We start from the raw sequence: 26,074 nt of genomic DNA, 5'->3' as shown, positions 1-26,074 counted from the left end.
GATGAAGGCGGCCTCCCAAGGCGAAGCCATGAACGACGCGACGGTGGTCGTGACCGGAGCGAGTCGCGGAATCGGGAGAGCGGTCGCACGCGCGGTCGCGGCCGCGGGCGGCCACGCCGTCGTCTGTGCCCGCGACGCCGACGAACTGGACGCGGTGGCCGACGATATCGACGCCGACGGCGGGCAGGTGACCGCGATGCGGGCCGACGTGCGAGACGAGTTCGACGTCGAGCGACTGGTAGAACGGGCGGCGCGAGTCGGCGGGGGAATCGACGGCGTGGTCGCCAACGCGGCCGTCTATCACGGTGACGCGGGGGAGACGCCGCTCCCCGAGGAGTCGTACGCGGCCTTCGACGACCACCTGCGGACGAACGCGCGCGGCGTGTTCGCGACGATACGCGAGGCGGTTCCGCATCTCGCGCCCGACGCGCGCGTCGTCGTGCCGACCGGTGCCGTCGCCGGACGGGGAATGTCCGGCTACGGGTCCTACGCCGTCTCGAAGGCCGCGGCGGAGGCCGTCGCTCGCGGTTTCGCGGCCGACCTCGACACGGTGGTGGGCGCGCTCGACCCCGGCCAGGTGGCGACCGAGCTCTCGGGAGGTAGCGGCCGCGACCCCGCCGCCGTCGCCGAGATGGTCCTGTGGGCGCTCACCGACGCCGCCGAATCGGCCCTCGACGGCGCCGTCATCGACTGGGGCGACTATCGAGACGCGACGCGGTGAGTCGGATCGAGGGTTTTATTAGCAACACTACGTTGTTATCCAGTAATGCCTATTAACGAAGGCGGGAGTTTTAATAATAGTGGTCGCCCCTCGATACTCGGCGTTCTCGGCGTTCTCGGCCTGCTCGTGCTGTCGGCCGTGGCAGTCACCGGCGGGGCGCAGAAGGTGCTCGTCATCTCGTGGGTCGCGTTCGTGGCGATGGCCCTCGGCGCGTGGTTGGGGACCCGCGCCACACAGACGAGTCCCCACCGCCTCGTCTGGGGCTACGGGTTGGCGAGCGGCGCGATGGTCACCTCGGCGGCGATGTTCCTCGTCCCGCAGGCGATGGGACTCGGGACGGCCGCGGGGACGCCGCGCATCGGCGGCATCGGCATCGCGCTCGGCATCGTCGCCGGTTACGGCGCCCATACGATCGGTCACCGGTTGACGCACCTCGACACCGCCTTCGACACGACGACGGCCGCCATCGCCGCGCACGCGCTCTCGGCCGGCCTCGTCATCGGCCTCGTCTACGCCTCGATGCCGACGCTCGGCTTGCTGCTGGGTCTGGCCATCGTCTCGCACAAGGGACCGGCCGGGTACGCCGCCGCGCGCCGGCTCCGCCGCGACGGCAAATCGGCGACGGCGCTGTTGCTCCCGGCGGCCGGCGTCGGACTCACGGCCATCCCGTCGGCCCTGTTGACGCTCCCGGAGACGCCGGTCGTCAGGGCCGTCGTCTTCGGCTTCGCCGCCGGCATCTTCCTCCACGTCGCGATGGACTTCCTCCCCAACTGCGAGGCCGGCAGCGAGATCGACGAGGTCTGCTCGCTCCACGAACGCTCCCACGACCTCCTAGACGAACTCCGCAGCCACGCCGTCGGGTCGACGGTGGCCGGCGCGGCGCTGGTCGTCCTCGCGTGGATCGCGGTCGCGCCGTGAGAACGTCGCTCGTCCGATAGGGCTCGGCGCGCGGACGACGCTCAGACGTGTTCGGAGAAACCTTCCTTTTCGAGTAGCTCTTCGGCCCGCGAGAGGTCACGACGGAGGGCGTCTAGCTCGTCGGTCAGTTCGCTGTATCGGGTCGACTGCCGTAGCGTCGACTCGTCGACGCTCTGCTCGACGTCGCGCTTTTTCGTCACTATCGCTACCAACCGACGCTCCTCGGGGTCGTACGTCGCGCGCCGCTGTAACGTCTCGAAGAGCTCGTGTAACTCCTCGGGACTCGTCAGCGGTTTCATCCGGTACGTGTCGTAGTAGACGTCGAGCAGCTCCTCGTCGGGTTCGAGCGCCGACAGCATGGCGATGCGACAGTCGATGTCTTTCTGCCGAATCGTCTTGGCCACCTCGTCGCCGGAACAACCCGGCATCTGGCGGTCCAGCAGGGCGAGGTCGACTGACTCGTCGAGCAACTCCACCGCTTCTTTGCCGTCATAGGCGACGCGAGTCGAGCACGTATCGCGAATCCACCGCTCGTAGGCGTCGGCGAGCGGCTGTTCGTCGTCGACGACCAGCACCGTCGGTTCGGAGCCTCCGTCCTGTCTCGCGCGGTCTCGAATACAGGATCCACCGTCGGCCACGACTCGACTCATGCCTCCGCTCGTCCGGAGAGGAGATCGACCGTCGTTCGTTTCGGACTCTCGAACACCAGCGGAGAGTGTGTCATCGATAGCTCTCTCAGAGACCGACGTAATAAAAGACTGTAGTCGCTCCCGTCGGTTTCACGCTCCAGAACCCGTCGTCTCGACCGCTACCCCGCATATCCGGCGAAATAGCGCCAACGGAATCCGTCATCTCGTTCGACCGTTGCACCGAGACCAGTCCGTGGAAACGGTCCATTTATACGCCGCATGGACCGTATAACGGGACCGAAACCGTTCGACGCCGGACGCCAGTTCGTTCGGCGCGCTGGGCCACCGGTCCTTGGCTTTCGGGCGCTCTCGTCTGTCCGTGACGCCATCCCAGTCTCGATTCCGGTCACCGATAGCCTCCGCGGCCGGTCGGATCGTCGGCCGCTCGCTCGCGGTTCGATCCGCCGGTCGTCGGCTCGACGAGGGTTTAGGACGTGAATAAGCGAACCGATCGTCGGATAACACTGCGCGACGAGCGCCGGGGTCTTCGCGGCGACGGACGCGTAGACGGCGTAGAAATGCGACAACGGACGCGCTGGTCGCGTGGCCGAGACGACCGCCCCGCGCGACGGCGTCCGTGACCGCTGGTCCGAAGCGGTCGCTGGCTTCTTCTGTTCGCGTCCGGCGTCGACGGTAGTGTCTACGCCGGTACCGCCGAACAGGGACGCGTCTACGCGAATCACGGATTCCGGAGAGCGACAGAAAAACGTCGGCGCGGCCTACACGCTGTCGTCGTTGAGACCGTCGTTCGGGAAGCACTCCCCGAGGTCGTGAATCATGTCGATGGTCTCGGTCATCGTCTCGGCTTCGATGCCTTCGAGGGTCTCGATCTCGTCGAGCGCGCGCCGGAGGAGCGGCAGACTCAGGCGCTGGTCGAGGTGGCAGACGGGGAGGTACAGGTCGTCGAAGTCCTCGGGCGGGATGCCCGACGTCGAGAGGAGGAAGTAGTCGTCGAGGTCGGCGATGTCGTCCGTCGCGAAGTCGGCTTCCTCGTACGGAATGCGAGGTTCCGCCTTCGTCGTCCCACGGATCGTCGGCTCGTGCAGCGTGAATTCTGGCATTACGCTTCGAAGGACGCGACAGAGCCCGATAGAACTGTACCCGGCAAATGAAAGCCGTGGGATCAGCTGTACTCCCGCCAGCGGTGGCCGCACTCCTGGCACTTGAAGAAGCGCGTCGGCGGTTCGTCGGCCGACCCGGTCTGTTTGATGGTGTACCACGCCTCCCCGTGGCCGCACTCGTCGCAGGTCACGTCCCCGGCGGTGGGTTTCCCCTCGAAGTTCGCCCCTTCCTCGGTCTCGATGACGTCGTCGTCGCTCTGTTCGTCCGTGGTGACGAAGTCGGCGGCACGGTCCTCGTCCTTGGCGACGCGCGCGCCGCAGGACTGACAGACCATCTCGCCGCCGTCCGCGTGCATCATCGAACCGCAGTCGTCGCAGAACTGCATAGCCGCTACTGGGCGGTCCCCGCAAAAAGACGTTACTCCTCGTTGCCGAGCCGGCGCTGTTCGGCGACGACCGGGCAGTTCAGCAACCGCACCGTCTCCATGTCGAGAAACTCCACGATCTCGGTGTCCCCGCGCGTACACCGGACTTCCGGCGGGCCGGAGAAGTGCTCGCACCGCTCGCAGTAGCGGTGTTTCGAGACGTCGGCGTGGCGAGTGACGCCGGCGGTCGGTCGCTCGTCGCCGTCCTCGGCGAGCGACGCCCACACCTCGTCGGCGTCGACGGAGCCGACGTCGACCGCCTCGAAGACGCTCTCGCCGGCGCCGAAGGGGTCGCCGCCGCGGTCGGTCATCCCCGAGAACGGGTCGGCTTCCCCCGCCGAGAGCGGGCCGTCGTCCGTGACCGCCTCGAACTCCCCGTCGGGAGCGGGTTCCTCGGCGACGGTAGCATCGTCAGCCGTCCCGATCGACGATTCGTCGGCTTCGTCGGGCGCGTCGAGATGCGCGAACGGGTCGCCGTCGCGGTCCGCCTGCGCGTCGAACTCCTCGAACGGGTCGTCGCGGTCGTCACTCATCGTCCGAACTGGCCTCCAGTTGCGCGGCGGTGACGAGCCGCGCCTTCGTGCGGAAGATACCCCCCTCCGGTCGCACGTCGGAGACGGCCGTCCCGCAGTGGGGACACTGCGGATCGGTCAACAGGGCGATCTCGACCGACTCGCCGCAGTTCTCACAGGTCGCCGTCGAGACGCCCTCCTGCGCCGCGGCGCGCTTGATACGGTCGACGGCCCGCTGGTGACTGTCGCGGCCGCCCCGGTCCTCCCGGAGGTCGCTGACGACCCACGCGACGCGCTTGAGCTTGTCCTCGACGTCGTCGAGCCGGTCCTCGACGGCGGTCGACTCCGCTTCGAGGTCGTCGATGCGGCCCGACTGGTCGGCGACGCGCTCCTCGACGCGTTCTGTATGGTCGACGAGTTCGCGTCGCAGTTCCGTCACCTCGCTCTCGAGTTCGGCGAGCGCGTCGAACTCGGCGTGGTCGTGGTCGGCCGGGGCCTTCCCGTCGGCCTCCCGCTTGACCTGAACGACCCGTTCGCGCACGTCCTCGATCTTGGCTCGGAAGTCGGCTTCGACGGCGTCGACCCGGTCGTCCAGTCGCCCCTCGACGGCGTCGGCGATCGCCGGGAGGTGGTCGCCGACGGCCGACTCCGCCGTCGTCTCGACCTGTCCGTCCAGCGCGTCGGCGACGGCGGCGCTGACCGCGGCATCGAGCTGGTCCTGCATCGCGTCCTCGACGGCCGCCTCGACGTCGACGAGCCCCGATAGCGACCCGTCCTCGAAATCGGCCGCGGCCTGATACGACGCCAGCACCTGTCTGACGACCTCTTCGCGGGGGACGCCGAGCGTCGCCGCTCGCTCGTCGAGCCACTCGTCGAGCCCCGGCGACAACTCGACGGTGACGGCCCCCTCCTCCGTCGACTCACTGGCCATGGAGTACGGTTTGACGAACCTGCTAGTTAAGCGTTTGCCGCCCATTTCAGCGTCCGAGACTGGGACCAGAACGCCCGAGAGGCCCGTTTCAGCGGATCTTGCGCACGTCGCTGATGTCGAAGCCGGCGTCGCCGATCTCGGTCTCGAACTGGACGATGTTCTCCGCCTCTATCTGGGAGAGGACGCCGCGGAACTGCTTGACGACGAGCGTCCGGGCGCGGGTGGACCCCCCCGATTCCCAGGAGAACTCCATCGTCCCGTGGGCGGCGTCGCTCAACTGCCCCTCGCGCACGTCCGAGAGCGTCTCGCTGTTGAGGTGTAAGAGGATGAGCCCGCCCCACTCGTGGGCCGCTCTCTGGAGGCCGGAGACGAGGTACGTGATGTCCGTCCAGTCGATGTCCCGACCGAGTCCGTTGATGAGGTCCGACAGCGAGTCGATGAGGACCAGATTGCCGGGCGCGACGTCGCCGAGCTTCTCGCCCAGCGCCCCCAACAGGTCGTCGCGTTCGTGGCGCGCCCGCAGGTCCTTGATCGTCGGCGTCTCCTCGGCGTACCACTCTCTGGGTACCGGGCTCACGTGGAAGTACCGCTCGGAGAGGTCGTGAAACTCCACTCCCGCGAGGCCGGCCTCCAGCAGCTCCTCGTCCATCGCCAGCCGCATCTCGGCTTCGAGTTGCCCGCCGCTCGCGGTGAAGGAGACGTAGTGGACGGACTCCGGGAGGACGGCATCGGCCGACAGCGACCCGTAGTGGAGGTCGAAGAGGTCGCCGTCTTCCTCGGCCAATCCGTTGATGACCGCGCTCGTGTGCATGAACTCCCGCGTGCCGGCTCCGCCCTCCCCCGAGAGCAAGACGACGCTGCCGGCCGGCGCGCCGCCGTTGACGACGGCGTCCAGTTGCCTGATGCCGAACGGGATTCGCTTCATGAACTCCAGTGGCCCGTGCGGTCGCTTAAACGCTTGGCTCACGCTACCACGATTGGTAACGGGGCGGTGGACTACTCCCCCTCGGCCAACTTCGCGCCCGTGTTCCGCGGGGCGACCAGGTACACGTCACCGTCGACGCCGGCGGCGTCAAGTGCGTCCGCACCGGCCTCTCGCGCCGCCGCCGCGCCGTCGGCGTCCGTCAGTCCCCAGACGGTCGGCCCCCACGAGGACTGGCCCGCGCCGGTCACCGTCGGGGCGTCAGAGAGGGACTCGACGATGGTGCCCGCTGGCGGACGATAGACGCCGCCCTGTTCGTCGGCGTACCACGCGCCGTTAAGTCGGCCGAGTCGAGCGGCGGCCGCGCCGAACCGGCGGCGGTCCCGCGTGGCGATGGCCGGGAGGAGCCGGCGGGTGAGCAGGGTCGAGATCTCGTCGGCGATGCCGGGGTCGGCCCGCTCGATGGCCTGTCGCATGCTCCGGTCCTCCTCGCTCCCGCTCTGTCCGGGGTCGGTGTCCGGGACGACGACGAGGAACCGCCAGTGAGCCGGCACGTCGTGACGGGCCAATATCGGCGGCACGTCCCAGTCGCCCTCGGCTGGCGGTTGGGCGGTAAAGCGCTCGGTCGGGTGGCCGCCGTCGACGACGAACCCGCCGTTTTCGAACGTGGCGACGCCGATCCCGCTGCGCCCGCCCCGTCCGAGTCGCGGTGCGACGGTCCGCGCGTCCGCGGTCAGGTCGTGCGCTCGCGCCACGGCGACGAGGACCGCGAGCGCCAACTGGGTCCCGCTCCCGAGCCCGACGTGGCGGGGAAATCGCTCCTCGACGGCGACCCGCGCCCCGGGCACGTCCAGCGCCTCGACGACGCGGCGGGCGTAGGGTTCGACGGCCGCGTCGTCGCACGCTATCACCTCGGCCGCCTCGGCGGTGACGACGAGCCGCGGCTCGTCGAGTGCGAGCCCGACACCGCCGTAGAGGCGGTCGTGGGCGAGCGAGAGGTTCTGAAAGCCGAAGTGGAGTCGCGCCGCGGTCGTGACCGTCGCCATTGGACGGGGTTCGGGGCGAGCGGGAAAGAAGCTACTGTCAGCGGTGGGATTCGCCACGGACGAGAGTGCGGGACGGTACCACGATTACAGGGCGTTTAAGGCGACCCGGGGTCTGGGTTCGAACATGAGTCAGCAGGAACGCCGCGAGCGTCCGGAGAAGGACCCGGACCTCCGGAGCAACGAAGTCACCGAGGGCGTCGAGAAGGCCCCCCACCGCGCGATGTTCCGCGCGATGGGCTACGACGACGAGGACCTCGCCTCGCCGATGGTCGGCGTCGCAAACCCGGCGGCCGACATCACGCCGTGTAACGTCCACCTGGACGACGTGGCCGACGCCGCCTACGAGGGCATCGACGACGCCGGCGGGATGCCGATCGAGTTCGGCACCATCACCATCTCCGACGCCATCTCGATGGGGACCGAGGGGATGAAAGCCTCGCTTATCTCCCGGGAGGTCATCGCCGACTCCGTCGAACTCGTCTCCTTCGGCGAGCGCATGGACGGGCTGGTCACCATCGGCGGCTGCGACAAGAACATGCCCGGGATGATGATGGCCTCCATCCGCACCGACCTCCCGAGCGTCTTCCTCTACGGCGGGTCCATCATGCCCGGCGAGCACGACGGCCGCGAGATCACCATCCAGAACGTCTTCGAGGGCGTCGGGGCCGTCGCCGACGGCGAGATGAGCGAGGAGGAACTCGACGAGATGGAGCGCCACGCCTGCCCCGGCGCGGGCTCCTGCGGCGGGATGTTCACCGCCAACACGATGGCCTCCATCTCCGAGGCGCTCGGGTTCGCACCCCTCGGAAGCGCCTCCCCGCCCGCGGAACACGAGTCGCGCTACGACGTGGCTCGCGACAGCGGCGAACTCGTCCTGGACGTGGTCGAGAACGACCGCAAACCCTCCGACTTCCTCACGCTGGAGAGCTTCGAGAACGCCATCGCGCTGCAGGTCGCCGTCGGCGGGTCGACCAACGCCGTCCTCCACCTGCTCGCGCTGGCCGCCGAGGCCGGCGTCGACCTCGACATCGAGCAGTTCAACGAGATCAGCGCCCGGACGCCCAAGATCGCCGACCTCCAGCCCGGCGGCAGCCGCGTGATGAACGACCTCCACGAGGTCGGCGGCGTCCCAGTCGTCCTGAAGGCCCTCGCCGACGCCGGTCTGCTCCACGGCGACGCGCTGACGGTGACGGGCAACACCGTCTCCGAGGAACTCGAAGCGCTCGACCCGCCGGCCATCGAGGACCTCGACGCGGACTTCCTGAACACGGTCGAGGACCCCATCCACGAGCGCGGGGCCATCCGCATCCTCTCGGGCAACCTCGCGCCCGACGGCGCGGTCATCAAGATCACCGGCGAGGACCACCTCCACCACGAGGGGCCGGTCCGCGTCTTCGAGGAGGAGTCCGGCGCGATGGAGTACGTCCAGGAGGGCAACGTCGAGAGCGGCGACGCCATCGTCATCCGCAACGAGGGGCCCCGCGGCGGTCCCGGCATGCGCGAGATGCTCGGCGTCACGAGCGCCGTCGCCGGCCAGGGCCACTCCGAGGACGTGGCGCTGCTCACCGACGGCCGCTTCTCCGGTGCGACCCGCGGCTTCTCGATCGGCCACATCGCCCCCGAGGCCTACGTCGGCGGCCCCGTCGCCGCGCTGGAGGACGGCGACACCATCACCATCGACATCGACGACCTCGAACTCTCGGTGGACCTCACCGACGAGGAACTCGAAGAACGACTGGCCGACCGGGACACCCCGGAACCGAACTACGCGAACGGCGTGCTGGCGAAGTACCACCGCGACTTCGGATCGGCGGCCAACGGCGCGGTGACGAACCCCGGCGCGAAGTGGGAGTGACGGGCCGCGCCGGCGGCGGTATCGCGGCCGACGTGTAGCTCGTTCTGAATTTCGTATCGGAAAATCGCCGACGGACGGCGCAACGCCCGAGTAGGAGGAGCCCCAAACGGGGGGTGTGACCGAAACGTACGTCTGTGCCAACTGCGGTGCGACCGCCACGCGCTCCTTCGGCGTCCGGTCGATCATCCGTACCTGTGACGACTGCGGGGAGAACGGTCGGTTTCTCCACCGCTCGCTGGTCGACTCGCTCTCTTCGCTCCCCGACGACGAACTCCCGGAGAACTGGGAGTCGATGGCGCTGGACGATCGCTTCGAAGAAGCGCTGAAACGCGGTCTGATAGAGATAACGCGGAGCTAAACCGTCGTATCTCGGCAGAATATCAACTAGTGTGCACGACGTCTATGTCCGCGAGTTCGAGTAGGGGCGCTTTGTCGAAGTCTCGCTCGTTGTGGGTAACGAACGTCCCGCCTTCCTCGTAGGCCGTCGCCAGATTCAGCAGATCTACGGGATCGAGTGAGACACTCTGCGAAGTGAGGCGTTCGTCGAGATAGGCTGCTTCCAGTGCTGTGTCGTCGGAGAAATCAATGATTCGGTCGAAATCCGACTGCAAGCGCGTCTGTGCCTGCCTCATCTCTTGTCGAGAGTCTTGAGCCTTGTACGATTCCCAAGCAACTAGTGACGGGATAGTCCACTCCTCGGTGCGATACTGTTTCAGGTGTCGAATCACCTCTTGATTCGATTCGACGAGCTTGACGAGTATATCCCGGTCAAGAACAATCATTCTCTACGTCGCTCCAGCGACTCGTTCAGCTCCTCGTGTGCCTCTTTCGTCCGCTCACCGAAGTTCTCCTCACCGAGTTCGCTAAGTGATTCTGCTATCTGTTCGACGTCCTTCTCACTTCGACTGAGGCGGTCCAGTAGGTCGTTAAAACTCTCGTCGTCCCGTTTCAGGTCCCGTAGCCGCTCTTTTACGTCGTCGGTGACTCGTATCGTGCTCATGTGTGTACGTTGTGTACGTCGAATTGGTATCTCTTTCGGCGCTCCGCGCCGTTCCGGGCTATGAACTAATAGGCTCGAATCTCGCCGCTCATCGTCGATTCACGCGGCGCTCGGAGTCGAGCGCCGCGAAAGTAGAATGGGACCGCCGAGGTGGTTCCGTCGCAGTCTGTGTATTTCCATGTAAATCTACTCGAAACTATTGGTGACATCATTGGTTATGAATCGTCGTCTGAATCGGTCGCCGCGCTGTCCAGCTTGTCGAGATGGGATCGCCGAGAAGCGCCTCGAACCAGCTGTTCAGGCTGGTCATAGACGCCCTCAATCAACTCCTCACTCGTATTCGCCTTCTCCGCCAAATCCGGCACCGGCCAGCCCTGGTCTCGATGATGCGTAATCGAACCCGTCCGAATCTTGTGCGGGCTCCGAGAACTCGGACACGTCGAACCATGTCCATGCACGCGGGCCTCGCACTCCTCCGGATCGCGATCGTGCGGACACTCCCCACCGAACTCGCACGGCTGAGTGAAGATGTAAATCCAGTTCCGTATCGCCGAATCCGAGAGCCGACCACTGCCCTTCTGTGAAGACAACAGTGGCTCGCGGCCGTACTCGTCAGTAACATCATCCCGGTTCACACGAATGAAGTCCCGAAGGACGTCCGCGACCCACTCCGCGATGTTGATGATCCGCTCGCCACCCTCCTGATTCTTCAGTGGCGTCTCACTCTCTGGTCGGTGACGCAGATACAAGAACGGAAGCGAAGCTTCAGCGAGGATGCTCTCGATGACATGGTTCGCGTATCCACCCGACTCCAGTTCCTCTCGAAGCCGCTCGCGGTCCGCCTCATCAAGATACACGTCCTCTAAATCCAGCGACCGAATCGTGCCGATACGCGCGGTCGTACGCCAGAGAAGTAGCGTCAGTACGTGGTCACGCGAAGCGTACCGATAGCGGTCCAGATTCTCGATAATCTCCTGCGCTCGGTCGGTGATGAGCTTCTCCGTGTTGACACGCTGTTCCTTCGAAAGGTCGGGAACATCCAGCGCCGTCACAACGTCATCCGAAACCGCGTTCAAATCTCGACAGTAGGTCAGGAACTGCCGGAGCGTCCCGAACTGATTATTCAGCGTGTTGCGCTGAAGGTCCGAATCCCATCGACGGGCCTCGAACTCCTTGATATCCCGCGTCGTCACCTCGTTCAGGTCGTCGATCTCCTTCTCTTCACAGAACTGAAGGAACGGCCGAACGCGGTAGCGATACGACTGAAGAGTCGATTCGGCGGCATCCTGTTGCTGCTGCATCCAGAGATCGAACGCCTTCCGCGGTGCCGTGGAATCGAGATCTGCTTCGTCGTCCAGCATCTCTCGCAGCTCGTCAAGGACATCATCAGCGTCGCGGTCGTCCTCACTCATCGCGTCCTCCCTTCCACTCCACCAGGCGCGACGCCGATATCTTCTGTTGTCTGTGCCAGCGTCGCCTCGAAGTTCCGGTTTGGCTCTCGACGGGCCGAGTCCGTCCGCTCAAAGCCAGCAGGCCAGTCGATTGCCGTCACGCCTGTTCACCTCCAAACCGATCCCCACAGCAACGAAGTGCCGCCGACCGAGAACGGTACCGAGCGCCGCAGACACAGTGGTGCCACTCCTCGATCTCGCGGCCGCCGTCCATAGCGATCGCCACGGGCAAGTCACACAGCTCTGCTAGCTGACGCGCTCGGCGCTGGAGCATACTGACGCCCTCGCCAGTCAGCGTGTAGCTGTTCGTCCGGTCGTCCAGCTCCGTCTTCTCGACCAGTTCCGCCTCGACGAGCGTGTCGAGGTTCGGGTAAATCCGGCCGTGGTTCACGCGGTCGTATCCGAGTTCTTCCAGCTCGGCGCGGAGACCCAGGCCGTAGGGCTCGGAATCGTCGTCGCGTGTCTCGATACGGTTGATAGCCACCAGCAGGTCGCGCTGAAAGCCAGTCAGGTCGGTCCAGTCGGTACTCTCCTCTATCGAAGTGTTGTCGTCGTTACTCATGGGTATCTCCAGTAATCAGCGTCAGCGTCCGCTCAGACACGGAGTGTCCGCACGGACGGACAGTCGTGCGCCGGTCAGCGTCGAGTCCGTCGATGGCCTCGCCGCAGGTCGGGCACGTCCCCTTGTGACACTCGTAAATGCCGTTAGGGGGTTGTTTCTCGGTCGATTCGCTGTCGAACCATAGGGAGGTTTCAAGTCCCCGAATCTCGTGTGCGTGCATGCGGTCCTGCATAGACCGACGCGACGCCCGTGCTGGCACACGGCGTCGCACCCCTTTCTTCGAGGCGCAACATCCCGAGGGAGCATCGCGTCGACCTGTATCACATGGATTAATGAGGCTGTGGTATAAACATTTGCATGAATTCATGAGATATTCCACACCAATTCATTATTCAAATCTGATATGTGTCCGGAGTCTGAACACCAAATATTGTGGCTTCGACTCGGGACCCGAAGGAGTGGATGCAGTTGCCCATTGACGACAGAATTCTGGAGATTTTGTCGGAATCCAGCCTTATACTGTCGCCTGCAGTGATTGCTATTAACATCGACAAATCGCGGGATGAAGTGAATCGAAGACTCTCTGTATTGACAAAGAACGATTATGTCGAGCGTGTGAAACGCGGGTACTACAGGATTAGCTCCGACGGAGAGGGGTATCTTCACGGAGATGGATAGCGAAATTTTATAAAGGAACCCGCAAGATTCCCTCGTAGGTCACTGGCCGACGTCTCTCCCCCCACCTCCGTCGGCCGGCGGCCGGTTTTCGACAGCGCTCATGCGTCGGTCTCCGCGATACCCACGCCGAACAGCACGGTCTCGGCCCACGGTGGTACCTTGGGGAGTACGACCACGTCGTCGGCCTCGATTGTCTTGATGAGGCTCGCCGAACCGTCCTCGACGCCGAAGGTCCAGCGCTCAGCATCATCGTTATGCTGAGCGAATATCGGAGCGTCGTGGTCCGACGCGTCAAGATTGACGTGTTCCTTCGCTTCGTTCTGCGGCCCGAGTACCCCACTCACCGTCCGGCAGTTGCGCAATGCCATAATCCGGCCGACGTGAACGGGTCTAAAAGCGCTGGGGCGTGTGCGTGGGACGAAGTGAAATTACAGCCCGTAACGACGAGAGAATTAGCGATTCAACCCCTTCAAACGCCGACAGACCGTCATGGAACGAAGGTGGGACGAATAGGACGAAGTACCGGTGTCTGGTGGTTTGTAGTGGGATGTAGTTGGGAGATACGTGGGACGGAGTGAATCGCAGCCTCTTATGGGATTACAAACGAATAGGTCTGTTGAAACCCTCCGTAGGTGATAAGTTTCAGCGATCGTGCTGCATACAGAGCGCGTATCGGTCACCGATACATCAGAGAACACGCACTGTTTGTGGTGATGTTTGGTCTCGGGTGGGGGGCAAGCACGATTTGGAACCTCGACGCGAGACTTTGCCTGGTGAATTCCAAACCCGAAAATATTTCAACTTTTTATTATACTATAAAAATAGATTTTTATAAGCATTATCGGCCAGAAGATGTTGGTATGACCGACGAAGTGATAGAGGATTTGACGACCCTGACAACAAAACAACAAGCGATGCTGAAGGTGCTGGCAGATGCCGATGGTGAGGCTCTCTGGGGTGTTGAAATAAGAAAACGACTAAAACAAGACTATAACATCGATCTTACAAGAAATGGTATGAATGGCGTCTTCCGTAGCAATTCAAGATACCCAAAATATATGACTGAAATCAAATGGGTGGACGAGGACGAAATCGATAGCAACACCAAGCACGTATCACACCGACTTAAATCAAAATATATTGACAAGGTTCGAAAGCAACTACAGTAGTTCCATTAGTGTTTGTAGGAACATGCCCACAGCCATCCGCTGGTCGTGAGAACCACCGTCCCAAACGGAATCCGTCCATCAACGACGGGGAGGTCTTCCGTACTCCCCATAGCCCAGTCAGTTCGTTACCGATATCTCCTATTCGAAATCAGTCCCTGAACTCGTGAAATCAAGTTATGTCTGGCGATTCGCCACGACCGTCTGGGTTTAATTTATCAGCAACGGTGGGTCTCAACAGGACCTTTTATTTCCGACCACTCTGATGTATTGTTGTGCCATCCCCAATTGGAGAGAAAATCATCAAGTTCACAGGGAGCGCAAGTGGCGAAAACCAGATTCCTGTTCACGCCCTTGTCAATAATATTACTGATCGAGCGATTACGATCGAGAAAAAAACTCTCAATGCCTTCTTCGAGCGGAACTTCCGGATTCCAGATTACCAGCGAGGTTATCAGTGGGAAGAAGAGCAGTGGGAGGAATTATGGGAAGAAATAGACAAACTATACACAGCGAACGGTAGCTCGGCAGAGCCAACAATTACCGATATTTTCTTCGGTTCGATGTTTTTCGCGGAGCAAGACATCGATAGCATAGAGGAAGATGATATCGAAGAGCTATACGACATCATTGACGGCCAACAGCGGATCACGACCCTCACGGTGCTCTTCAAAATCATCGCAGATCACATGCACCACCATCTAAATGAGGGAGATCTTTATGCAGATCTGGGAGGCGAAGTCACGAATGTCGAAGAATTGGTCTACCGGGATACCGGTGTTGGAACAGAGAAAAACGTCTCACTTATCCCGAATCGCCATCATGAGTCGTTCTTTACTGCAATGTTGACTGGTAAGGAGGAATTGCTAAAATATCTCGTCAAATGTGACCGGGTTCATGGGAACACGAAATATGACGCAATCAGAGTTAGTGAATTCCTGGATGCATTTGATATTGACGCGGAAACGTATCTTCGTGCTGTTGATAATGATGAATTCTACCCTGATGGGGAAACTGGTCGCCCAAATCTAACGAATGCGCAAGCAGGAAGCGTCAATGATAATGGACTGCTCGTAGAGGAAGGCCAAGAAAGTAACGTCGATGAAACGGAAGACGAATCTGGGTCTGAAGCAGACGAGCCACCTGAAATTAATGTAAATGGCGACCTCGCTCGAGAGTTGCTACAGAACAAAGTCGAATTATCCGACGAAAATCAAAACTTTATCGAGTGCTATCTGTACTTTGATAACAAAATTGCTAATCGGCTTGCTGAATACGACAGCGATAAAGAAAAAATATATTCTCTGATTAATGTTACGAACTACATTCTCCACTCTTTCCGCGTCGGATACTTCGAAGTCCAGAATAATCAGCCCCGACTTCTAATGAGGATATTCGAGATTCTAAATGATCGGGGTATGGAACTTAAGAAAGCAGATGTTATGCGTACCCGAATTGTTGCGTGCTTCCGAGGTGATCCTGAACGAGATGCCTACGTAGACAAGTGGGAAAATATTGTCGACGAGTTCGGGAACGACCGTATCATCAAATTCCTCCGTACGTACTTCGTTACAAAGGGTGAGGCTAACTCGCGGGGAGAATTGAGAGACCACCTTCTTGAGGCATTCGTTCAGAATCCCAGCGAGAGTTCTGACGCGAGGCTTGAAAGTCACCTCACGTCAACGCGTGATGCCAAGGACTTTCTTGATGAGTTGAGCCGATATTCGAAGTATTACAACGACATCACAGACATCAATAATGAAGGCATAGACCTAGGTGACAGCGGAAATGAGGCGATCGAGTATGAGGCTGATCGGATCATTGCTAGACTTCAGAAAGCCGATACCAGCATCTGGGAACCATTGGTACTCGGGTTCTATCACGATATCGTTGAAAATGATATTACCGAGCAGCAGCGATTGAAGGACCTTCTTCGGGCCATTGAGTCGATGGCGATACGAAAATTTGCCTCGATGGATACCCACACCAGAGACCGTGCTTACTCATCAGCTATTACGGAGTATCATAAGAGAGGAATTAATGGCGACGTAATCGAGTCACTTACCGATATCGAAACGGATGACCCGAGCGCTGTCGGCGAGTCGCTTGTTGAAGCACTTTACCAGTCCAAATGGCGAAAACAGTGGGGTAAGCAAATACTCCGGAAAATCGTCTCTGAGAATTTCTCCGGGAGTGACTCTGACATGGTCCTGCGTCGATTGAATTTAAACGAAGATATCGTCCACCTCGAACATATCTTCCCACAATCGCCGATACGATCTGGCGCAGACGACGAGTACGTGTGGTTCAAGAAATTCTTCAAAACACATGAAGGCACAGAAGTTGGAGACATGGTCGAGTCGTTCATAGACGATGAGGCTGACGACACGCTGGAAGAAATCGCTGAACATTACCAGAACGATATTGGAAACCTGACACTATTACATTATACTGGGAATCTGAGCATAGGAAACAAACTCTTCGACGAGAAAGCCCGTACCTACAAAGCTACGACCGATTTCTGTGAGATGACCACGAGTACTTACATCTGTGAGAATCTTTTCTTCCCGTATACTGGTTCACTCGAGAACTACCTTCAGTTAGAAGCAGGGCGTAACGAACTGGACGCGCTTAATGAAGCCGATGGAGATGAGCAAGAGGAAGCGGTAGACTGGACAAATATTCGGGATCGCTTTGATAGTGAGGCCGACTCGGCCGACGAACTCTGCGAAGAGATTAATGACAAGTTGGCGGAGCAGAGAAAGGAGATGAGTGACCTAGCAGATGAGTGGACATACGATACTGTCACGAAGAATAGAGCTCACCTCGTCGAAGAGCTATGTGCTCTGATCGCATTCGATGACGATGAGTTCGCGGATGTTGACTTTGAGGATCTGTCCGAGGAGATAACCAAAACTGAAAACGACATCATCACTGCCAACTTCCGAAGACGGATGAGCTGATACCGAGACGCTGTATTTAGCCTACCGCTGCGGATATCGACGATATTTGATAAAAGCACAAATAGTCAGTCCGCACATCTCCGGTATAGTTGAATCCCTAGAAATAGTATATAAGAAAGAAGAAATCCGATATGGAATACAGCGGAGTGTCGCAGCTTACTTGCGGAGTGCATGGTACGTCGAACCACGGCCATCGCCATCAATCTCAACGAGGTCTCGGTACTGAAGATCATTCAGATATCTGTGCCGTGTAGAGCGGCTTTTCGGGTCCTGAGCGCTATCATCGTAGCGGGCGTGAAGCGTTCCGGCGTCAATACTGCCCGCGTTTTCGATGAGACGGAGTAGTAGGCGGTGATGTGATCCAAGCGAGCGGACGTTCCTATCTCGGAGCTCGCCGTCAACGTCGTCCGAGATCGCCTCGACCACGCTGACGTCCAACTGCTCGGTATGACCATCCCCAACATGGACAGCGGCATGACGTAGGGTCGCTATCGCTTTTCGGGCGTTCCCAGCGGCGAGGTCCGCTATGTACTCGACCGCCTCGCTATCAACCCGAGAGGTCCTGAGACCGTGTGAAACGCGGCTATTGAGGATATCGACCAGTTCGTGATGATGGTACTTTTCCAGTCGTACCGTTGCTGCACACTGCATCCGCGACTTCGCCTGTGCGCTGAGCGCCGTGAACCACTCGTCCTGGTCAATCGTGATAGCGACCAGCGAGACATTCGGCACCGTTTCGAGCGCCAGCACAGCACGCTCCTCGACGGAGTAGACCTCGTCAAGCACCGCGACAATCTGGCCGTCGAACTGTTTGAGTCGATCAAGCATCCTTGATGTCGAAACACCTTCGCGGAGGTCGGCCCCGAGTCCGAGATCACGGACGAGTTTGTAAATCGCGCTCGCGGCCGTGTTGTCGGCCATACAGTTGACGTAGCCCCAGCGAATATCCAATATCTCTCGTTCAAGTTCGCGCAGGACGTACTTCGCTATCGTCGTTTTCCCAGCCCCAGAAGGGCCGAAGATACAGACGTCCTCTGCCCATTCAAAGCTCGAGGGGTCGAGTATCGAGGAGATGTGGTCAATCTGTCCATCTCGATGGTACAAATCCTGCGGAACAGCCCCGTGACGGAGAGCTGTAGCATCTTTTATCATCGCTTAGCGGACTGGTTATCAGTCGGAACTATAAATGCAAAGAAACCTGAGTGAAAGTGAAAATAAGAATAGTTCAGATTAGATGGCCATGAAGATCTCTCAATTATTCCTCTACCAGAAATCTGAGTCAGCGTAGAAGGTACGAGTTAGACTGCCCTCCTTAGGAAACCCTATCCCAGAAGATTATAGAAGTGGTGTAGCTTATCTCTGTAAGGGTTTGTGTGAATCGCGATTGCTTAATCCCTCAAAACATGACAAAATAAGGACTGTGCTTGTACGTAAGAAGTGGATAAAAAAGATTAGCTAACGAATCATAATACTAGATATTTTTCACCTCTCGTAGTTTCCCTATCTATTATACACCAATGTCTGGTCGTCCCGAAGAAATAAAATCGTGACTGGTTAAACCGGCTGAGATTGCTGGTCAAGTAGCGTACTTAGCGTGTATGATTCCCTGTGAAACGACTTCTCACTTCTCACCGACCTGAGTTGAGAGCCCGACTTCTATGTTGACACTTGCAGCGCGATCAAACCGTGTAGCGATCTCTTCGCGTTGGTTGTGAGTAAGGTCTGACCGACCGAGTACGTCTTCAATAGCGTCGAGTAACCGAACGGCATCATCACAAGCACAGGCGACGGCGTCACTTCGGTTCCTGTCATAACGACCGGCGGCTCGATCGATGGCGTCAAGGCGATACTCGTTCCCTTCGCCGGTTCGGATTCGGACTGACTGTGGCGCGTTGTCGGCCATGCTCGTGAACACGAGGCAGAAATCCTAGGATTTTGCGGTCACTCAAACCGACGCAGTATATAAACTACCGGAAAATCGGGTATCTCGCTGCGGAGTGAGCGGCGTCGAGGCGACTGCGATGGGTCGTTGGTGAACACACGTAGTATGCGCTCGTGTTCATATTCGGGATTCGGTTCTTGTCGACGTGTGACCGGGGGGAGTCGTGGACAACCTCTCTATGAAGGTCTTCAGGAGGTTCTAGTTAGAATGACTTTGTCCGAACTCTTTCTTCGCGTCATCCACTAACTCAGCCAGCAACCGTATATAATACTCGAGGTCATCTTCAGCGTCAATTCTTTCTTTCGTCTCGCTATCTTTTCGGGTATATACTCCAAAATCCACATACTCGTTATCAAAGTCAACATAATATTTTTCGTTTGGAGTGTCTGAATGCTCAATAGTATATCCACTACCACCATACTGGTCTGCGATAAAAATCCCATCAGCCCATGATGGTTTATTTCTGCCTAGCTCTCCAAGTATCTGACTTCCAGTACCATTTGCCTTTACATAGTTCGTGACACCTTCGTCACCTTCTTTCTCAATTTTATTACGAAGTTCGACCATCCTTTGACAGGCAGGATCTTCTTTCAGGACATCAACTCGTTTGTCGTACCACTCATCAAAACTATCTTCAGTTGAGCTTAGATTTTGGAGGACAAAAGTAACAGACCTACCCATTGTTACGGCGTTTCGAAATCCAATGAATTTCGCTTCTCCATTATTATTTTTAAACGTTTCTAACCCAGCGTATGAGGCTCGTAGTGTTCTTTCTGCACGCTCTAGAATCTCGGAAGTCTCAGACATATTGGCTATCAACTTGTATGTGTTCACTAAGTATAAGATTCCGCATTGTACGGTGTGGATAATGTAGCTGATTGAAAAATCTACTTGAGTGTTTCTTCGTATATTATCGGCCAAATAGAGAAGAACTTACTACTTTTTTCTCAGTCTGAGGTTGTCTTCTTCGAGAATCCGTTCGGCGGCAATACGTCGAATCGTGTCACAGTCGGCTAATTCGGGAATATTTCCATCACACATCCGCACTACGTACACTCGCTCGTCGAGTCGTTCAACTGCGATGTGAGTATCGCTGACCGGATTGCCGCCTTCGTCGAGTAGTCCATCCCGTTCGAGGTCGTTTTTCGGAATCGTCACTACACCTGACCCATCGTGATTTTGCAATTTCTGCATCGTCACACGCTCCGCCCACGGCTTGTGTATTAAACTTTTCTCACGGTGACATATCGTGTACATAGTGTGTTTCTCAGCGGAGAGTATAAAATAAAGGCCATAGACGGGGTTCTAACCCGCGGAAACACCGCGGGCAGCACCCCTACCCATGGACCACGAACTGTCCGGTGAGGAAGAACGTACGGACAGCGCGGACGAGACCGCGCATCGGAACTGGCGAATCGACTACAGAAACATGGACGAGCGCCGCCGCGCGTGCTACCGCCGAGAAGCGGGCGGAGCGAGCCGCGACCTGAGCGCCTCGTTGCTGGCCGGAGGTGGCGCGTGACCGAGCGAGATCGCTTCGTGCATCTCGCCGGCTACACGTCCATCACGGCCGTCCTCGCAACGGCCAACTGGGCTGGCCTGTCGGCTGTCCTGCTGGCGGCTCCGCTCGTGCTCGGCACGCTCTACATCGGCGGCCAGATGCTCGTCTCTCGACTCGTCGAGCGAGCACGTGAGGACGCCGATCTGTCTACGCAGCCCAGCATGACGAACACCGGGAGCGAGGGAGCGGCTCGAACTGACGGCGGCCAGGAGGTCGATGTGTGACTCGAGGTCCTCGAGGATTGGTCGTCAGTAAGGCGTTCGCCCAGTATCTCAAGCAATTTCGGGAGACATGTCCGGTCGAGGAGAGCGAGGAGAACAGCACGGAAATCACGGGTAGCGATCCGGAACCGCTGACATCCTAAGATGATAAACAGACAGACAATTCTATCGTTCGCGCTGGTGGCGCTGGTCCTCGGAGGAGGACTGACGGACGTCGTCAGTGCATCGAACAGCACTATCAACTACGAGGAAGGTCCGGACGCGTACATCTACGAGGAGCGCGTCGACGTCGCCGCTCACAACATGACGGCGATGGACTCGCCCCTGCAGTACTACGGCGATAACGGCGAGCTCCGCTCGCTGAACGCCACTCAGAACAGTTCGCTCAACGAGACGGTGATGGTCCGGTACGACAAGATCGACGACGAGGACCTCCGGAAGTTCCCGCGCTCGGCTGAGAACGGCTCGGCGCTCGACGCGGGCAACTGGACGACCTCGAGCGCGTCGGTCAGCTCGACCAGCACGTCGCTGACCGTCTCGACCTCGGGGATTGCCTCGGGCTCGAGCGGAACGGCGACGTACGACCGAGTCTCGATCGACTCGGACCCGAGCAAGCGAGTTCTGTTCACTGTCTTCAACGTCGACCAGCTCGACAGCGCGGCGGACGTGACGATTCGCGCGGTCGACTCGGACGGCGACTACAAGGCGGCGGAGATCAACAGCTCGGCGTCGACGGACTCGACGCACGTCGCGGCGACTGGACAGGGCAACGGCTACGTCTTCCAGCAGAAGCTTGTTGACCTCCCGACCGAGGGGTCCGGAGACGGCACCTTCGACAACATCGAGAGCGTGGAAATAGTCGTCTCGGACGCTGACGCGTCGGTGACGCTGACCGGACTCGACGTCGAGCGCAAGTCGACGATCGAACTCGGCGAGACATACGAGAACGGCGAGGCGACGAGCTTCACCGAGGTCGACAGTCCCGGCGAGGTCGGACTGACGAGTCTCGACACGCTCCCGTCGATGTTCGACGACGCGACGATCGAGGACCTCGGCGTTCTCGGAATCGAGTACCGAGCGAGCGACCAACCGGCGAGCGACATCTCGGCGAACTACACCAGTGCGGACAACTACGCTGGCTACCCGAGCAAGCTCGACCTCTACCAGCGGATCACGGTGCCGACGGCGATCGACATCTCGCATCACAACCTCGAGCTCCGGACCGAACAGAAGTTCATCAGCGAGCGCTACAAGGTCGCGCGCATGGCTGAGGGGACCGGAGACACGGACTTCGAGAACATCTCGAGCTGGTCGGACCTCTCGTCGACGTACAACGAGAACGGCGCGACGCATGTTCTGGACGCGTCGATTCAGCCGGGTCAGTCCTACGTCGTGAACACGCTCCTCGTTCTGCAAGACGACGAGGTTCGGATGCTTCAGGACACGTCCCCGGCGGGCGGTGCCGCGCCGGTCAGTGACGGCGGTATCTTCGGTTCCATCTGGACGTGGATCACGGGCGCCATAGCGACTCTGTCGCTCGGCTACGTGAAGCTCCGCGGTGGTGAATAATGGCAGACAACAAGTGGATCAACAAACTGAACGATATCGCGTCGACAGAGGGCTCGTCGCTGACGAACGTGGTTCCGAAGGCGATGCTACTGCCGGTGATCGCGTTCTTCACGTCGGCGGCGAACGCGATCGGGGCGGCGTTCAACGTCCCGATAGCGACGTTCGACGGGTTCTCGGCGGGCGTCGGCGAGCTGACCTCCGGACTCCTCGAGGGACCGGGTCAGATTCTCTCAGCCGGTGCAACGGAGTCCGCACAGTCGCTGTCGCAAGGCGTGTGGGCTCAGTTCGGTCCGCTGACGTTCCCGATCGCCGTCGGTGTCGTCGTGCTGGCGGCGATCGTGGTCGCTCGAGCACGGGAGAACCCGGCGACGGGGAACTTCCTGCCGGGCGTCCCGTTCGACGTCCCGTTTATCGGCACCGAGGAGGAGGGCGACTGAGGATGTCGGGCAACGGGAGCGGCCGTCGGCCGTCCGTTGCTCGGAGAGCGCCCGCTGTCGGCGTCGTGGGGGTCGAGTGCGTGTCTCCGGGGGTAACTACATGAGCGGAGACTCGACGCTGTACGACTCGCTGACGACGTCGAACGGGACCGGGATCAACGTCGGTTCGGTGCTGGCGGTAATGGCGGGCATCGTCTCGACGGCGTTCGGGACGGAGTACGCGGAGTTCATCTCCGCTGTGTGGTCGTCTCTGGTAATCGAGCCGTTGTCGCAGTACGTCGAGTTCCTGCGCACGGTGACGGGCATCTACACGCTCCCGGGCTTTTTCTGGTCGGAGGCGTGGGGCGAGACAGCGGAGTTCGTCGAAGCGTTCGACGTGATCGCGTTCCCCGTTGCAACGATCGTGGTCGTGCTCCTCGCGTACGGCGTCGTCAAAGGGTGGTCGCTGTATGGCTGAGGACTGGATTAGCAAGCTCAAACCGCTCGCTAAGGAGGGGCCGGAGACGTTCGTGATGCGCCGAATCGTCCAGTTCGTGATCGGCGCGGCGGTCGGAGTGGCGTTCTCCGTCGCCGACGGGATCGCGTGGATCACCGACCAGTTCCAGGTAGCGATCACGTTCTCGGCGGGACAGTTCGGGGCGGCGCTCCTCCCGGACACCGTCTCACAGTTCCAGCGCCAGCGCGGTCTATCGCTGGCGACCTACGGGGACGCGGTTATCAACTGGATGCGATCGATGATCGCGGCGCTCGTCGAGATACTCGGACCGGCGGCCGGTCCGGTGCTGGTGATCGTGACGGTGGTCCTCCTCGCGCTCGGTGTTCGTGTGGTCCGGGCGCTGGCGGACTCGGTTCCGGTCATATCGGGGATACAAACGCTGTTGGAGGGCAAATGACGCTCTCGGAGTCCCTTCGACATCCGGCGTCGCTGGCGACCGCGGTCGTCGGGGCGGGGATGTCGATCGTGAAGTTCCCGTTGCTCCTCGAGCTCGGGCACTGGCTGGCGACGTCGTCGGGCTCGCTGTTCACAGTGGCGAGCATCTTCGGGTTCACGATCGCGCCGGAGGTTGACGCGATCCCGGCGGAGCTGTTGAAACCCGTCGCGCTGGCGCTCGGCGCGATTTACGCGGCGTCGAAGTTGTATCGCGCGCTCAAGAACCTGTCAGAAACGGTAGACTCATGATAGAACACACTCAGACGGACGAATCGAGAGGTAACGAACGGAGGGGACAGCGGTGTTAGACCTCCTCCTCGAGAACTGGAAGTACATCACGGGATTCCTCGCGCTGTTCCTCGTCGCGTACTGGACGTTCGACGAACGGGACCAGTCGAAGACGGTCGGGGACACGATCGAGTCGGTCGGCGAGCGCGCTCAGTCGGCGACGGGCGGCGTCGTCGGAGCGGGTGGCTCACTGGCGCTGGCAGTAATCGCGGTGATGTCGACGATTGGGCAAGAACTGGTGTTCTCGCTGATGCAAATCGCGGGAATAGCGGGTTCTGACCCGGTGCTCGCGGGCGGTGTCGTGACGGGACTCGTCGGAACTGCCGGGCTCTCGGGAGCGCTCCCGGTGAAAGCGTGGCAGTTCGGGCTGATCGCGGTGTCTATCCTGGCGATCGGCGTCGTGTGGAGGGCAAACGGTGCCGCTAATTAGAGACGATCACGACGTCGACGAGGTCGAGCGACGGCTGTCGTTCCTCGAGGGCTCGCGGTCGTTCGTCGAGACGGTGCGCGAGGACCGCTCGCTACTCGTCTGGTGTCTCGGGAACCTCGGGGCGCTCGGGGTCGGCGGCTGGATCACATACGGCGCGACGGAGTTCGCGCTCGAGGCGTCGTCGATGTCGGCGGTCGACATCGTCGGGACGCTGGTGATCGCGGCGATCGGGATCGGGACGGCGCTATGCGACCAGCGCTCGACGAGCTCGACAGTCGGCAAGAGGAGGCGATCACTCAGCTCGTCGCCGGGCTCGAGGACTCGTCGGCGATCATCGACTGGGGAGAGACGGTCGAGCTGGCGACGCACGGGGAGGTGAACTCGGTCGACAAGCCCGAGTGGGTGTCGGGGACGTCCGAGGGGGACCTTATCACACGCGCCCACACGGAGCCTCAGACGCGGCGTTTGTTGACATCGACGTCTCGAGAGATGCGACCAGCGCGGGAGCTGTTCGCGGCGGTACATCTGGTGCCAGCGATGAATCGGGGAGTGAGAGATATGGCGGGGAGAGCGGGTGAGCTCCCCGACGCGGAACAGACGCGAAGTTCGCCCACAACGCTATGAGCACGATTCAGGATCGACTACGCTCGGTAAGAGGGGAAACGTCGCAAGAACAGCGCGAGGAGGCGCTCTCGAGCTTCCACGCGCCGGTACGGAACACTCAGCAAGCGACCGGGGACACGCGTCGGCATACGGACGCTGACAGCATCCGACGAGAGTTCGGTATCCCGGCGTGGGACCGCTCGAAGTTCGCCTTCGACAAGGTGATCCCGAACTACGTCGAACGGCACTGGCAACCGCCAACGGGCGAGAGCGTCGGCGGGACGGACTTCTTAGCGACCGGGAAACCGGGCTCGGGGAAGTCGACGCTAGGGTGTTACTTCGCCACTCGCGATATCGAGGTCAACAACTCGATGCACGTGTGGCGCGGGACCTCCTCGAGGAGCGAGTGGCTACCGCTCGCTCCGTGGGTGACGCTGTGTCTCCCGAAAGGTGCCGACGTCTCGGTCCGGCTCGAGAGCAAGCTCCCGAGTGAGCCGTCGGTGACGCTCGACGTCGACGACCTCGATCGCATCGTTCGGGAGGTCGTGTACTACGAGGACCCGGTGCATCTGTGTCACGACATCCTCGAGCGGGGCTCGATCCACGTGGTCTATCCCGACCCGACGCTCCGGGGCTGTCAAGCGGTGTACGAGGAGTCTGACGAGAAACAGTACGACGCGCCGTCTCGCGGTCAGCTGTTCCACGAGGAGGACCCGGCAACGCACTGGTGGTTCGGTTTCATCCTGGCTCGCGTCGAGCACGGACCGCTCGACTGGACGACTATCACGCTCGACGAGATCGGCGACATCGTCCCTCAGTCAGTTCAAAAGGACCAGTTCGGTTCGTACCAGAAAGCGGAGATGCTCAAAGATTCGTGGGTAGACGCGCGGAAAACGGGACTGACGCTCAATCTGTACGGACACGACGAGGTCGACATTTGGGACGGCGTTCGTCGAAAGATTCGCTGGCGGATTCAGATGCCAGGGAGAGCGAACCCGACGACAGCGGGCAACCTCGTCGGGTTCGAGAGCGTCCCAATGCACACGGACCAGACGTCGATGATGGACGTCGGTCAGGCGCTGATGTATACGGAGACGAATTTCGAGGCGTTCGCGTGGTCGGACATCCCGACGCCCCACTCTTACAAACTCAAAATCACGGTGAATTAGTCATGTTTTCGATAAAAAACCCC

The 26,074-nt window shown here is 60.3% G+C and carries 33 protein-coding genes; 17 read left to right on the top strand and 16 right to left on the bottom strand.

What is annotated here, in order from left to right; all coding sequences use genetic code 11:
- Window positions 1-28: 28 nt before the first annotated feature.
- Window positions 29-721, top strand: coding sequence for an SDR family NAD(P)-dependent oxidoreductase (locus GO488_RS11075; protein ID WP_162317884.1), 693 nt, complete (start codon window positions 29-31; stop codon window positions 719-721).
- Between the two features lie 45 nt (window positions 722-766).
- Complete coding sequence (locus GO488_RS11070) at window positions 767-1,639, top strand: ZIP family metal transporter (RefSeq protein ID WP_162317883.1); 873 nt, start codon at window positions 767-769, stop codon at window positions 1,637-1,639.
- A 41-nt stretch (window positions 1,640-1,680) separates the two neighbouring features.
- Here the strand turns inward: GO488_RS11070 and GO488_RS11065 are convergent, their stop codons facing one another.
- The 7 genes from GO488_RS11065 to GO488_RS11035 form a co-directional block, all read right to left on the bottom strand.
- Window positions 1,681-2,289, bottom strand: coding sequence for a response regulator (locus GO488_RS11065; RefSeq protein WP_162317882.1), 609 nt, complete (start codon window positions 2,287-2,289; stop codon window positions 1,681-1,683).
- 758 nt (window positions 2,290-3,047) lie between these two features.
- Entirely contained in the window at window positions 3,048-3,389 is a 342-nt protein-coding gene (locus tag GO488_RS11060) for a hypothetical protein (protein WP_162317881.1), read from the bottom strand.
- 62 nt (window positions 3,390-3,451) lie between these two features.
- Window positions 3,452-3,775: a transcription factor S gene (locus GO488_RS11055; RefSeq protein ID WP_162317880.1), complete on the bottom strand. Its 324-nt coding sequence runs from the start codon at window positions 3,773-3,775 to the stop codon at window positions 3,452-3,454.
- Window positions 3,776-3,807: 32 nt separating this feature from the next.
- The gene (locus GO488_RS11050) at window positions 3,808-4,347 is read right to left on the bottom strand and encodes a DUF8135 domain-containing protein (protein ID WP_162317879.1); all 540 of its coding nucleotides are present in this window, start codon (window positions 4,345-4,347) and stop codon (window positions 3,808-3,810) included.
- On the bottom strand, window positions 4,340-5,257 hold the full coding sequence (locus GO488_RS11045; protein ID WP_162317878.1) for a hypothetical protein: 918 nt from the start codon (window positions 5,255-5,257) through the stop codon (window positions 4,340-4,342). Before GO488_RS11045 ends, GO488_RS11050 begins: the two co-directional genes overlap by 8 nt.
- A gap of 88 nt (window positions 5,258-5,345) precedes the next feature.
- The gene (locus GO488_RS11040; protein ID WP_162317877.1) at window positions 5,346-6,182 is read right to left on the bottom strand and encodes an RAD55 family ATPase; all 837 of its coding nucleotides are present in this window, start codon (window positions 6,180-6,182) and stop codon (window positions 5,346-5,348) included.
- A gap of 71 nt (window positions 6,183-6,253) precedes the next feature.
- Window positions 6,254-7,225 (bottom strand): beta-ribofuranosylaminobenzene 5'-phosphate synthase family protein, encoded by a 972-nt coding sequence (locus GO488_RS11035; RefSeq protein WP_162317876.1) that lies wholly within the window; start codon window positions 7,223-7,225, stop codon window positions 6,254-6,256.
- A 124-nt stretch (window positions 7,226-7,349) separates the two neighbouring features.
- On the opposite strand from GO488_RS11035, the gene ilvD reads away from it, so the two are divergent.
- Together ilvD and GO488_RS11025 are read left to right on the top strand one after the other, a co-directional pair.
- Window positions 7,350-9,080: a dihydroxy-acid dehydratase gene (gene ilvD / locus GO488_RS11030; protein ID WP_162317875.1), complete on the top strand. Its 1,731-nt coding sequence runs from the start codon at window positions 7,350-7,352 to the stop codon at window positions 9,078-9,080.
- Window positions 9,081-9,195: 115 nt separating this feature from the next.
- The gene (locus GO488_RS11025; RefSeq protein WP_162317874.1) at window positions 9,196-9,438 is read left to right on the top strand and encodes a hypothetical protein; all 243 of its coding nucleotides are present in this window, start codon (window positions 9,196-9,198) and stop codon (window positions 9,436-9,438) included.
- A 22-nt stretch (window positions 9,439-9,460) separates the two neighbouring features.
- On the opposite strand, the gene GO488_RS11020 is transcribed toward GO488_RS11025, so the two are convergent.
- The 4 genes from GO488_RS11020 to GO488_RS11005 form a co-directional block, all read right to left on the bottom strand.
- A complete protein-coding gene (locus tag GO488_RS11020) occupies window positions 9,461-9,862 on the bottom strand; it encodes a type II toxin-antitoxin system VapC family toxin (RefSeq protein WP_162317873.1) in 402 nt (133 codons plus the stop codon).
- Window positions 9,859-10,080 carry a DUF7557 family protein gene (locus GO488_RS11015; RefSeq protein ID WP_162317872.1) on the bottom strand — a complete coding sequence of 74 codons (222 nt, stop codon included), beginning with the start codon at window positions 10,078-10,080 and terminating at the stop codon, window positions 9,859-9,861. Before GO488_RS11015 ends, GO488_RS11020 begins: the two co-directional genes overlap by 4 nt.
- A gap of 215 nt (window positions 10,081-10,295) precedes the next feature.
- A complete protein-coding gene (locus GO488_RS11010) occupies window positions 10,296-11,492 on the bottom strand; it encodes a tyrosine-type recombinase/integrase (protein WP_162317871.1) in 1,197 nt (398 codons plus the stop codon).
- 136 nt (window positions 11,493-11,628) lie between these two features.
- On the bottom strand, window positions 11,629-12,093 hold the full coding sequence (locus tag GO488_RS11005; protein WP_162317870.1) for a helix-turn-helix transcriptional regulator: 465 nt from the start codon (window positions 12,091-12,093) through the stop codon (window positions 11,629-11,631).
- Window positions 12,094-12,555: 462 nt separating this feature from the next.
- On the opposite strand from GO488_RS11005, the gene GO488_RS20215 reads away from it, so the two are divergent.
- Entirely contained in the window at window positions 12,556-12,771 is a 216-nt protein-coding gene (locus GO488_RS20215; RefSeq protein ID WP_367398184.1) for a transcriptional regulator, read from the top strand.
- Window positions 12,772-12,869: 98 nt separating this feature from the next.
- Here GO488_RS20215 and GO488_RS11000 read toward each other — a convergent pair whose 3' ends face one another.
- Window positions 12,870-13,139, bottom strand: coding sequence for a hypothetical protein (locus GO488_RS11000; RefSeq protein WP_241692931.1), 270 nt, complete (start codon window positions 13,137-13,139; stop codon window positions 12,870-12,872).
- Window positions 13,140-13,631: 492 nt separating this feature from the next.
- Between GO488_RS11000 and GO488_RS10995 the strand changes: the two genes are divergently transcribed.
- Window positions 13,632-13,940 carry a hypothetical protein gene (locus GO488_RS10995; protein ID WP_162317869.1) on the top strand — a complete coding sequence of 103 codons (309 nt, stop codon included), beginning with the start codon at window positions 13,632-13,634 and terminating at the stop codon, window positions 13,938-13,940.
- Window positions 13,941-14,212: 272 nt separating this feature from the next.
- The gene (locus GO488_RS10990) at window positions 14,213-16,900 is read left to right on the top strand and encodes a DUF262 domain-containing protein (protein WP_162317868.1); all 2,688 of its coding nucleotides are present in this window, start codon (window positions 14,213-14,215) and stop codon (window positions 16,898-16,900) included.
- Between the two features lie 156 nt (window positions 16,901-17,056).
- Here GO488_RS10990 and GO488_RS10985 read toward each other — a convergent pair whose 3' ends face one another.
- The 4 genes from GO488_RS10985 to GO488_RS10975 all read right to left on the bottom strand — a co-directional run bounded on the left by GO488_RS10985 (window position 17,057) and on the right by GO488_RS10975 (window position 20,036).
- Window positions 17,057-18,052, bottom strand: a complete 996-nt coding sequence (locus GO488_RS10985) for a Cdc6/Cdc18 family protein (protein WP_162317867.1) — start codon at window positions 18,050-18,052, stop codon at window positions 17,057-17,059.
- Window positions 18,053-18,521: 469 nt separating this feature from the next.
- A complete protein-coding gene (locus tag GO488_RS20210; protein ID WP_422111218.1) occupies window positions 18,522-18,803 on the bottom strand; it encodes a DUF7692 domain-containing protein in 282 nt (93 codons plus the stop codon).
- Between the two features lie 237 nt (window positions 18,804-19,040).
- Window positions 19,041-19,649, bottom strand: coding sequence for a hypothetical protein (locus tag GO488_RS10980; protein WP_162317866.1), 609 nt, complete (start codon window positions 19,647-19,649; stop codon window positions 19,041-19,043).
- A gap of 129 nt (window positions 19,650-19,778) precedes the next feature.
- On the bottom strand, window positions 19,779-20,036 hold the full coding sequence (locus GO488_RS10975) for a DUF8053 family protein (RefSeq protein ID WP_162318635.1): 258 nt from the start codon (window positions 20,034-20,036) through the stop codon (window positions 19,779-19,781).
- 148 nt (window positions 20,037-20,184) lie between these two features.
- Here GO488_RS10975 and GO488_RS10970 point away from each other — a divergent pair, with 148 nt between their 5' ends.
- The 10 genes from GO488_RS10970 to GO488_RS10925 all read left to right on the top strand — a co-directional run bounded on the left by GO488_RS10970 (window position 20,185) and on the right by GO488_RS10925 (window position 26,051).
- Window positions 20,185-20,364, top strand: a complete 180-nt coding sequence (locus GO488_RS10970; RefSeq protein WP_162317865.1) for a hypothetical protein — start codon at window positions 20,185-20,187, stop codon at window positions 20,362-20,364.
- Window positions 20,361-20,627, top strand: a complete 267-nt coding sequence (locus GO488_RS10965) for a hypothetical protein (protein WP_162317864.1) — start codon at window positions 20,361-20,363, stop codon at window positions 20,625-20,627. Before GO488_RS10970 ends, GO488_RS10965 begins: the two co-directional genes overlap by 4 nt.
- A 141-nt stretch (window positions 20,628-20,768) precedes the next feature.
- Window positions 20,769-22,193, top strand: a complete 1,425-nt coding sequence (locus GO488_RS10960; protein ID WP_162317863.1) for a hypothetical protein — start codon at window positions 20,769-20,771, stop codon at window positions 22,191-22,193.
- On the top strand, window positions 22,193-22,630 hold the full coding sequence (locus GO488_RS10955; RefSeq protein ID WP_162317862.1) for a hypothetical protein: 438 nt from the start codon (window positions 22,193-22,195) through the stop codon (window positions 22,628-22,630). Before GO488_RS10960 ends, GO488_RS10955 begins: the two co-directional genes overlap by 1 nt.
- 100 nt (window positions 22,631-22,730) lie before the next feature.
- A complete protein-coding gene (locus GO488_RS10950) occupies window positions 22,731-23,087 on the top strand; it encodes a hypothetical protein (protein WP_162317861.1) in 357 nt (118 codons plus the stop codon).
- Window positions 23,080-23,523 carry a hypothetical protein gene (locus tag GO488_RS10945; RefSeq protein ID WP_162317860.1) on the top strand — a complete coding sequence of 148 codons (444 nt, stop codon included), beginning with the start codon at window positions 23,080-23,082 and terminating at the stop codon, window positions 23,521-23,523. Before GO488_RS10950 ends, GO488_RS10945 begins: the two co-directional genes overlap by 8 nt.
- Window positions 23,520-23,810, top strand: a complete 291-nt coding sequence (locus GO488_RS10940) for a hypothetical protein (protein WP_162317859.1) — start codon at window positions 23,520-23,522, stop codon at window positions 23,808-23,810. The genes GO488_RS10945 and GO488_RS10940 overlap by 4 nt, the downstream gene beginning before the upstream one ends.
- Before the next feature lie 52 nt (window positions 23,811-23,862).
- The gene (locus GO488_RS10935; RefSeq protein ID WP_162317858.1) at window positions 23,863-24,279 is read left to right on the top strand and encodes a hypothetical protein; all 417 of its coding nucleotides are present in this window, start codon (window positions 23,863-23,865) and stop codon (window positions 24,277-24,279) included.
- The gene (locus GO488_RS10930; protein WP_162317857.1) at window positions 24,266-24,658 is read left to right on the top strand and encodes a hypothetical protein; all 393 of its coding nucleotides are present in this window, start codon (window positions 24,266-24,268) and stop codon (window positions 24,656-24,658) included. Before GO488_RS10935 ends, GO488_RS10930 begins: the two co-directional genes overlap by 14 nt.
- Before the next feature lie 241 nt (window positions 24,659-24,899).
- A complete protein-coding gene (locus GO488_RS10925; protein ID WP_206674407.1) occupies window positions 24,900-26,051 on the top strand; it encodes an ATP-binding protein in 1,152 nt (383 codons plus the stop codon).
- The last annotated feature ends 23 nt before the right edge of the window (window positions 26,052-26,074 follow it).

This window comes from Haloarcula limicola, assembly GCF_010119205.1.
Taxonomy (GTDB): Archaea; Halobacteriota; Halobacteria; order Halobacteriales; family Haloarculaceae; genus Haloarcula; species Haloarcula limicola.
The sequence above is the reverse complement of the archived record's forward strand: the minus strand, read 5'-3'. Positions and strand labels throughout refer to the sequence as shown.

Coding starts and splice junctions, on each gene's coding strand:
- GO488_RS11075 (WP_162317884.1), top strand. CDS start 29: ATGAACGACGCGACGGTGGTCGTGACCGGAGCGAGTCGCGGAATCGGG.
- GO488_RS11070 (WP_162317883.1), top strand. CDS start 767: ATGCCTATTAACGAAGGCGGGAGTTTTAATAATAGTGGTCGCCCCTCG.
- GO488_RS11065 (WP_162317882.1), bottom strand. CDS start 2,289: ATGAGTCGAGTCGTGGCCGACGGTGGATCCTGTATTCGAGACCGCGCG.
- GO488_RS11060 (WP_162317881.1), bottom strand. CDS start 3,389: ATGCCAGAATTCACGCTGCACGAGCCGACGATCCGTGGGACGACGAAG.
- GO488_RS11055 (WP_162317880.1), bottom strand. CDS start 3,775: ATGCAGTTCTGCGACGACTGCGGTTCGATGATGCACGCGGACGGCGGC.
- GO488_RS11050 (WP_162317879.1), bottom strand. CDS start 4,347: ATGAGTGACGACCGCGACGACCCGTTCGAGGAGTTCGACGCGCAGGCG.
- GO488_RS11045 (WP_162317878.1), bottom strand. CDS start 5,257: ATGGCCAGTGAGTCGACGGAGGAGGGGGCCGTCACCGTCGAGTTGTCG.
- GO488_RS11040 (WP_162317877.1), bottom strand. CDS start 6,182: ATGAAGCGAATCCCGTTCGGCATCAGGCAACTGGACGCCGTCGTCAAC.
- GO488_RS11035 (WP_162317876.1), bottom strand. CDS start 7,225: ATGGCGACGGTCACGACCGCGGCGCGACTCCACTTCGGCTTTCAGAAC.
- ilvD (WP_162317875.1), top strand. CDS start 7,350: ATGAGTCAGCAGGAACGCCGCGAGCGTCCGGAGAAGGACCCGGACCTC.
- GO488_RS11020 (WP_162317873.1), bottom strand. CDS start 9,862: ATGATTGTTCTTGACCGGGATATACTCGTCAAGCTCGTCGAATCGAAT.
- GO488_RS11015 (WP_162317872.1), bottom strand. CDS start 10,080: ATGAGCACGATACGAGTCACCGACGACGTAAAAGAGCGGCTACGGGAC.
- GO488_RS11010 (WP_162317871.1), bottom strand. CDS start 11,492: ATGAGTGAGGACGACCGCGACGCTGATGATGTCCTTGACGAGCTGCGA.
- GO488_RS11005 (WP_162317870.1), bottom strand. CDS start 12,093: ATGAGTAACGACGACAACACTTCGATAGAGGAGAGTACCGACTGGACC.
- GO488_RS20215 (WP_367398184.1), top strand. CDS start 12,556: ATGCAGTTGCCCATTGACGACAGAATTCTGGAGATTTTGTCGGAATCC.
- GO488_RS11000 (WP_241692931.1), bottom strand. CDS start 13,139: ATGGCATTGCGCAACTGCCGGACGGTGAGTGGGGTACTCGGGCCGCAG.
- GO488_RS10995 (WP_162317869.1), top strand. CDS start 13,632: ATGACCGACGAAGTGATAGAGGATTTGACGACCCTGACAACAAAACAA.
- GO488_RS10985 (WP_162317867.1), bottom strand. CDS start 18,052: ATGATAAAAGATGCTACAGCTCTCCGTCACGGGGCTGTTCCGCAGGAT.
- GO488_RS20210 (WP_422111218.1), bottom strand. CDS start 18,803: ATGGCCGACAACGCGCCACAGTCAGTCCGAATCCGAACCGGCGAAGGG.
- GO488_RS10980 (WP_162317866.1), bottom strand. CDS start 19,649: ATGTCTGAGACTTCCGAGATTCTAGAGCGTGCAGAAAGAACACTACGA.
- GO488_RS10975 (WP_162318635.1), bottom strand. CDS start 20,036: ATGCAGAAATTGCAAAATCACGATGGGTCAGGTGTAGTGACGATTCCG.
- GO488_RS10970 (WP_162317865.1), top strand. CDS start 20,185: ATGGACCACGAACTGTCCGGTGAGGAAGAACGTACGGACAGCGCGGAC.
- GO488_RS10960 (WP_162317863.1), top strand. CDS start 20,769: ATGATAAACAGACAGACAATTCTATCGTTCGCGCTGGTGGCGCTGGTC.
- GO488_RS10955 (WP_162317862.1), top strand. CDS start 22,193: ATGGCAGACAACAAGTGGATCAACAAACTGAACGATATCGCGTCGACA.
- GO488_RS10950 (WP_162317861.1), top strand. CDS start 22,731: ATGAGCGGAGACTCGACGCTGTACGACTCGCTGACGACGTCGAACGGG.
- GO488_RS10945 (WP_162317860.1), top strand. CDS start 23,080: ATGGCTGAGGACTGGATTAGCAAGCTCAAACCGCTCGCTAAGGAGGGG.
- GO488_RS10940 (WP_162317859.1), top strand. CDS start 23,520: ATGACGCTCTCGGAGTCCCTTCGACATCCGGCGTCGCTGGCGACCGCG.
- GO488_RS10925 (WP_206674407.1), top strand. CDS start 24,900: ATGAGCACGATTCAGGATCGACTACGCTCGGTAAGAGGGGAAACGTCG.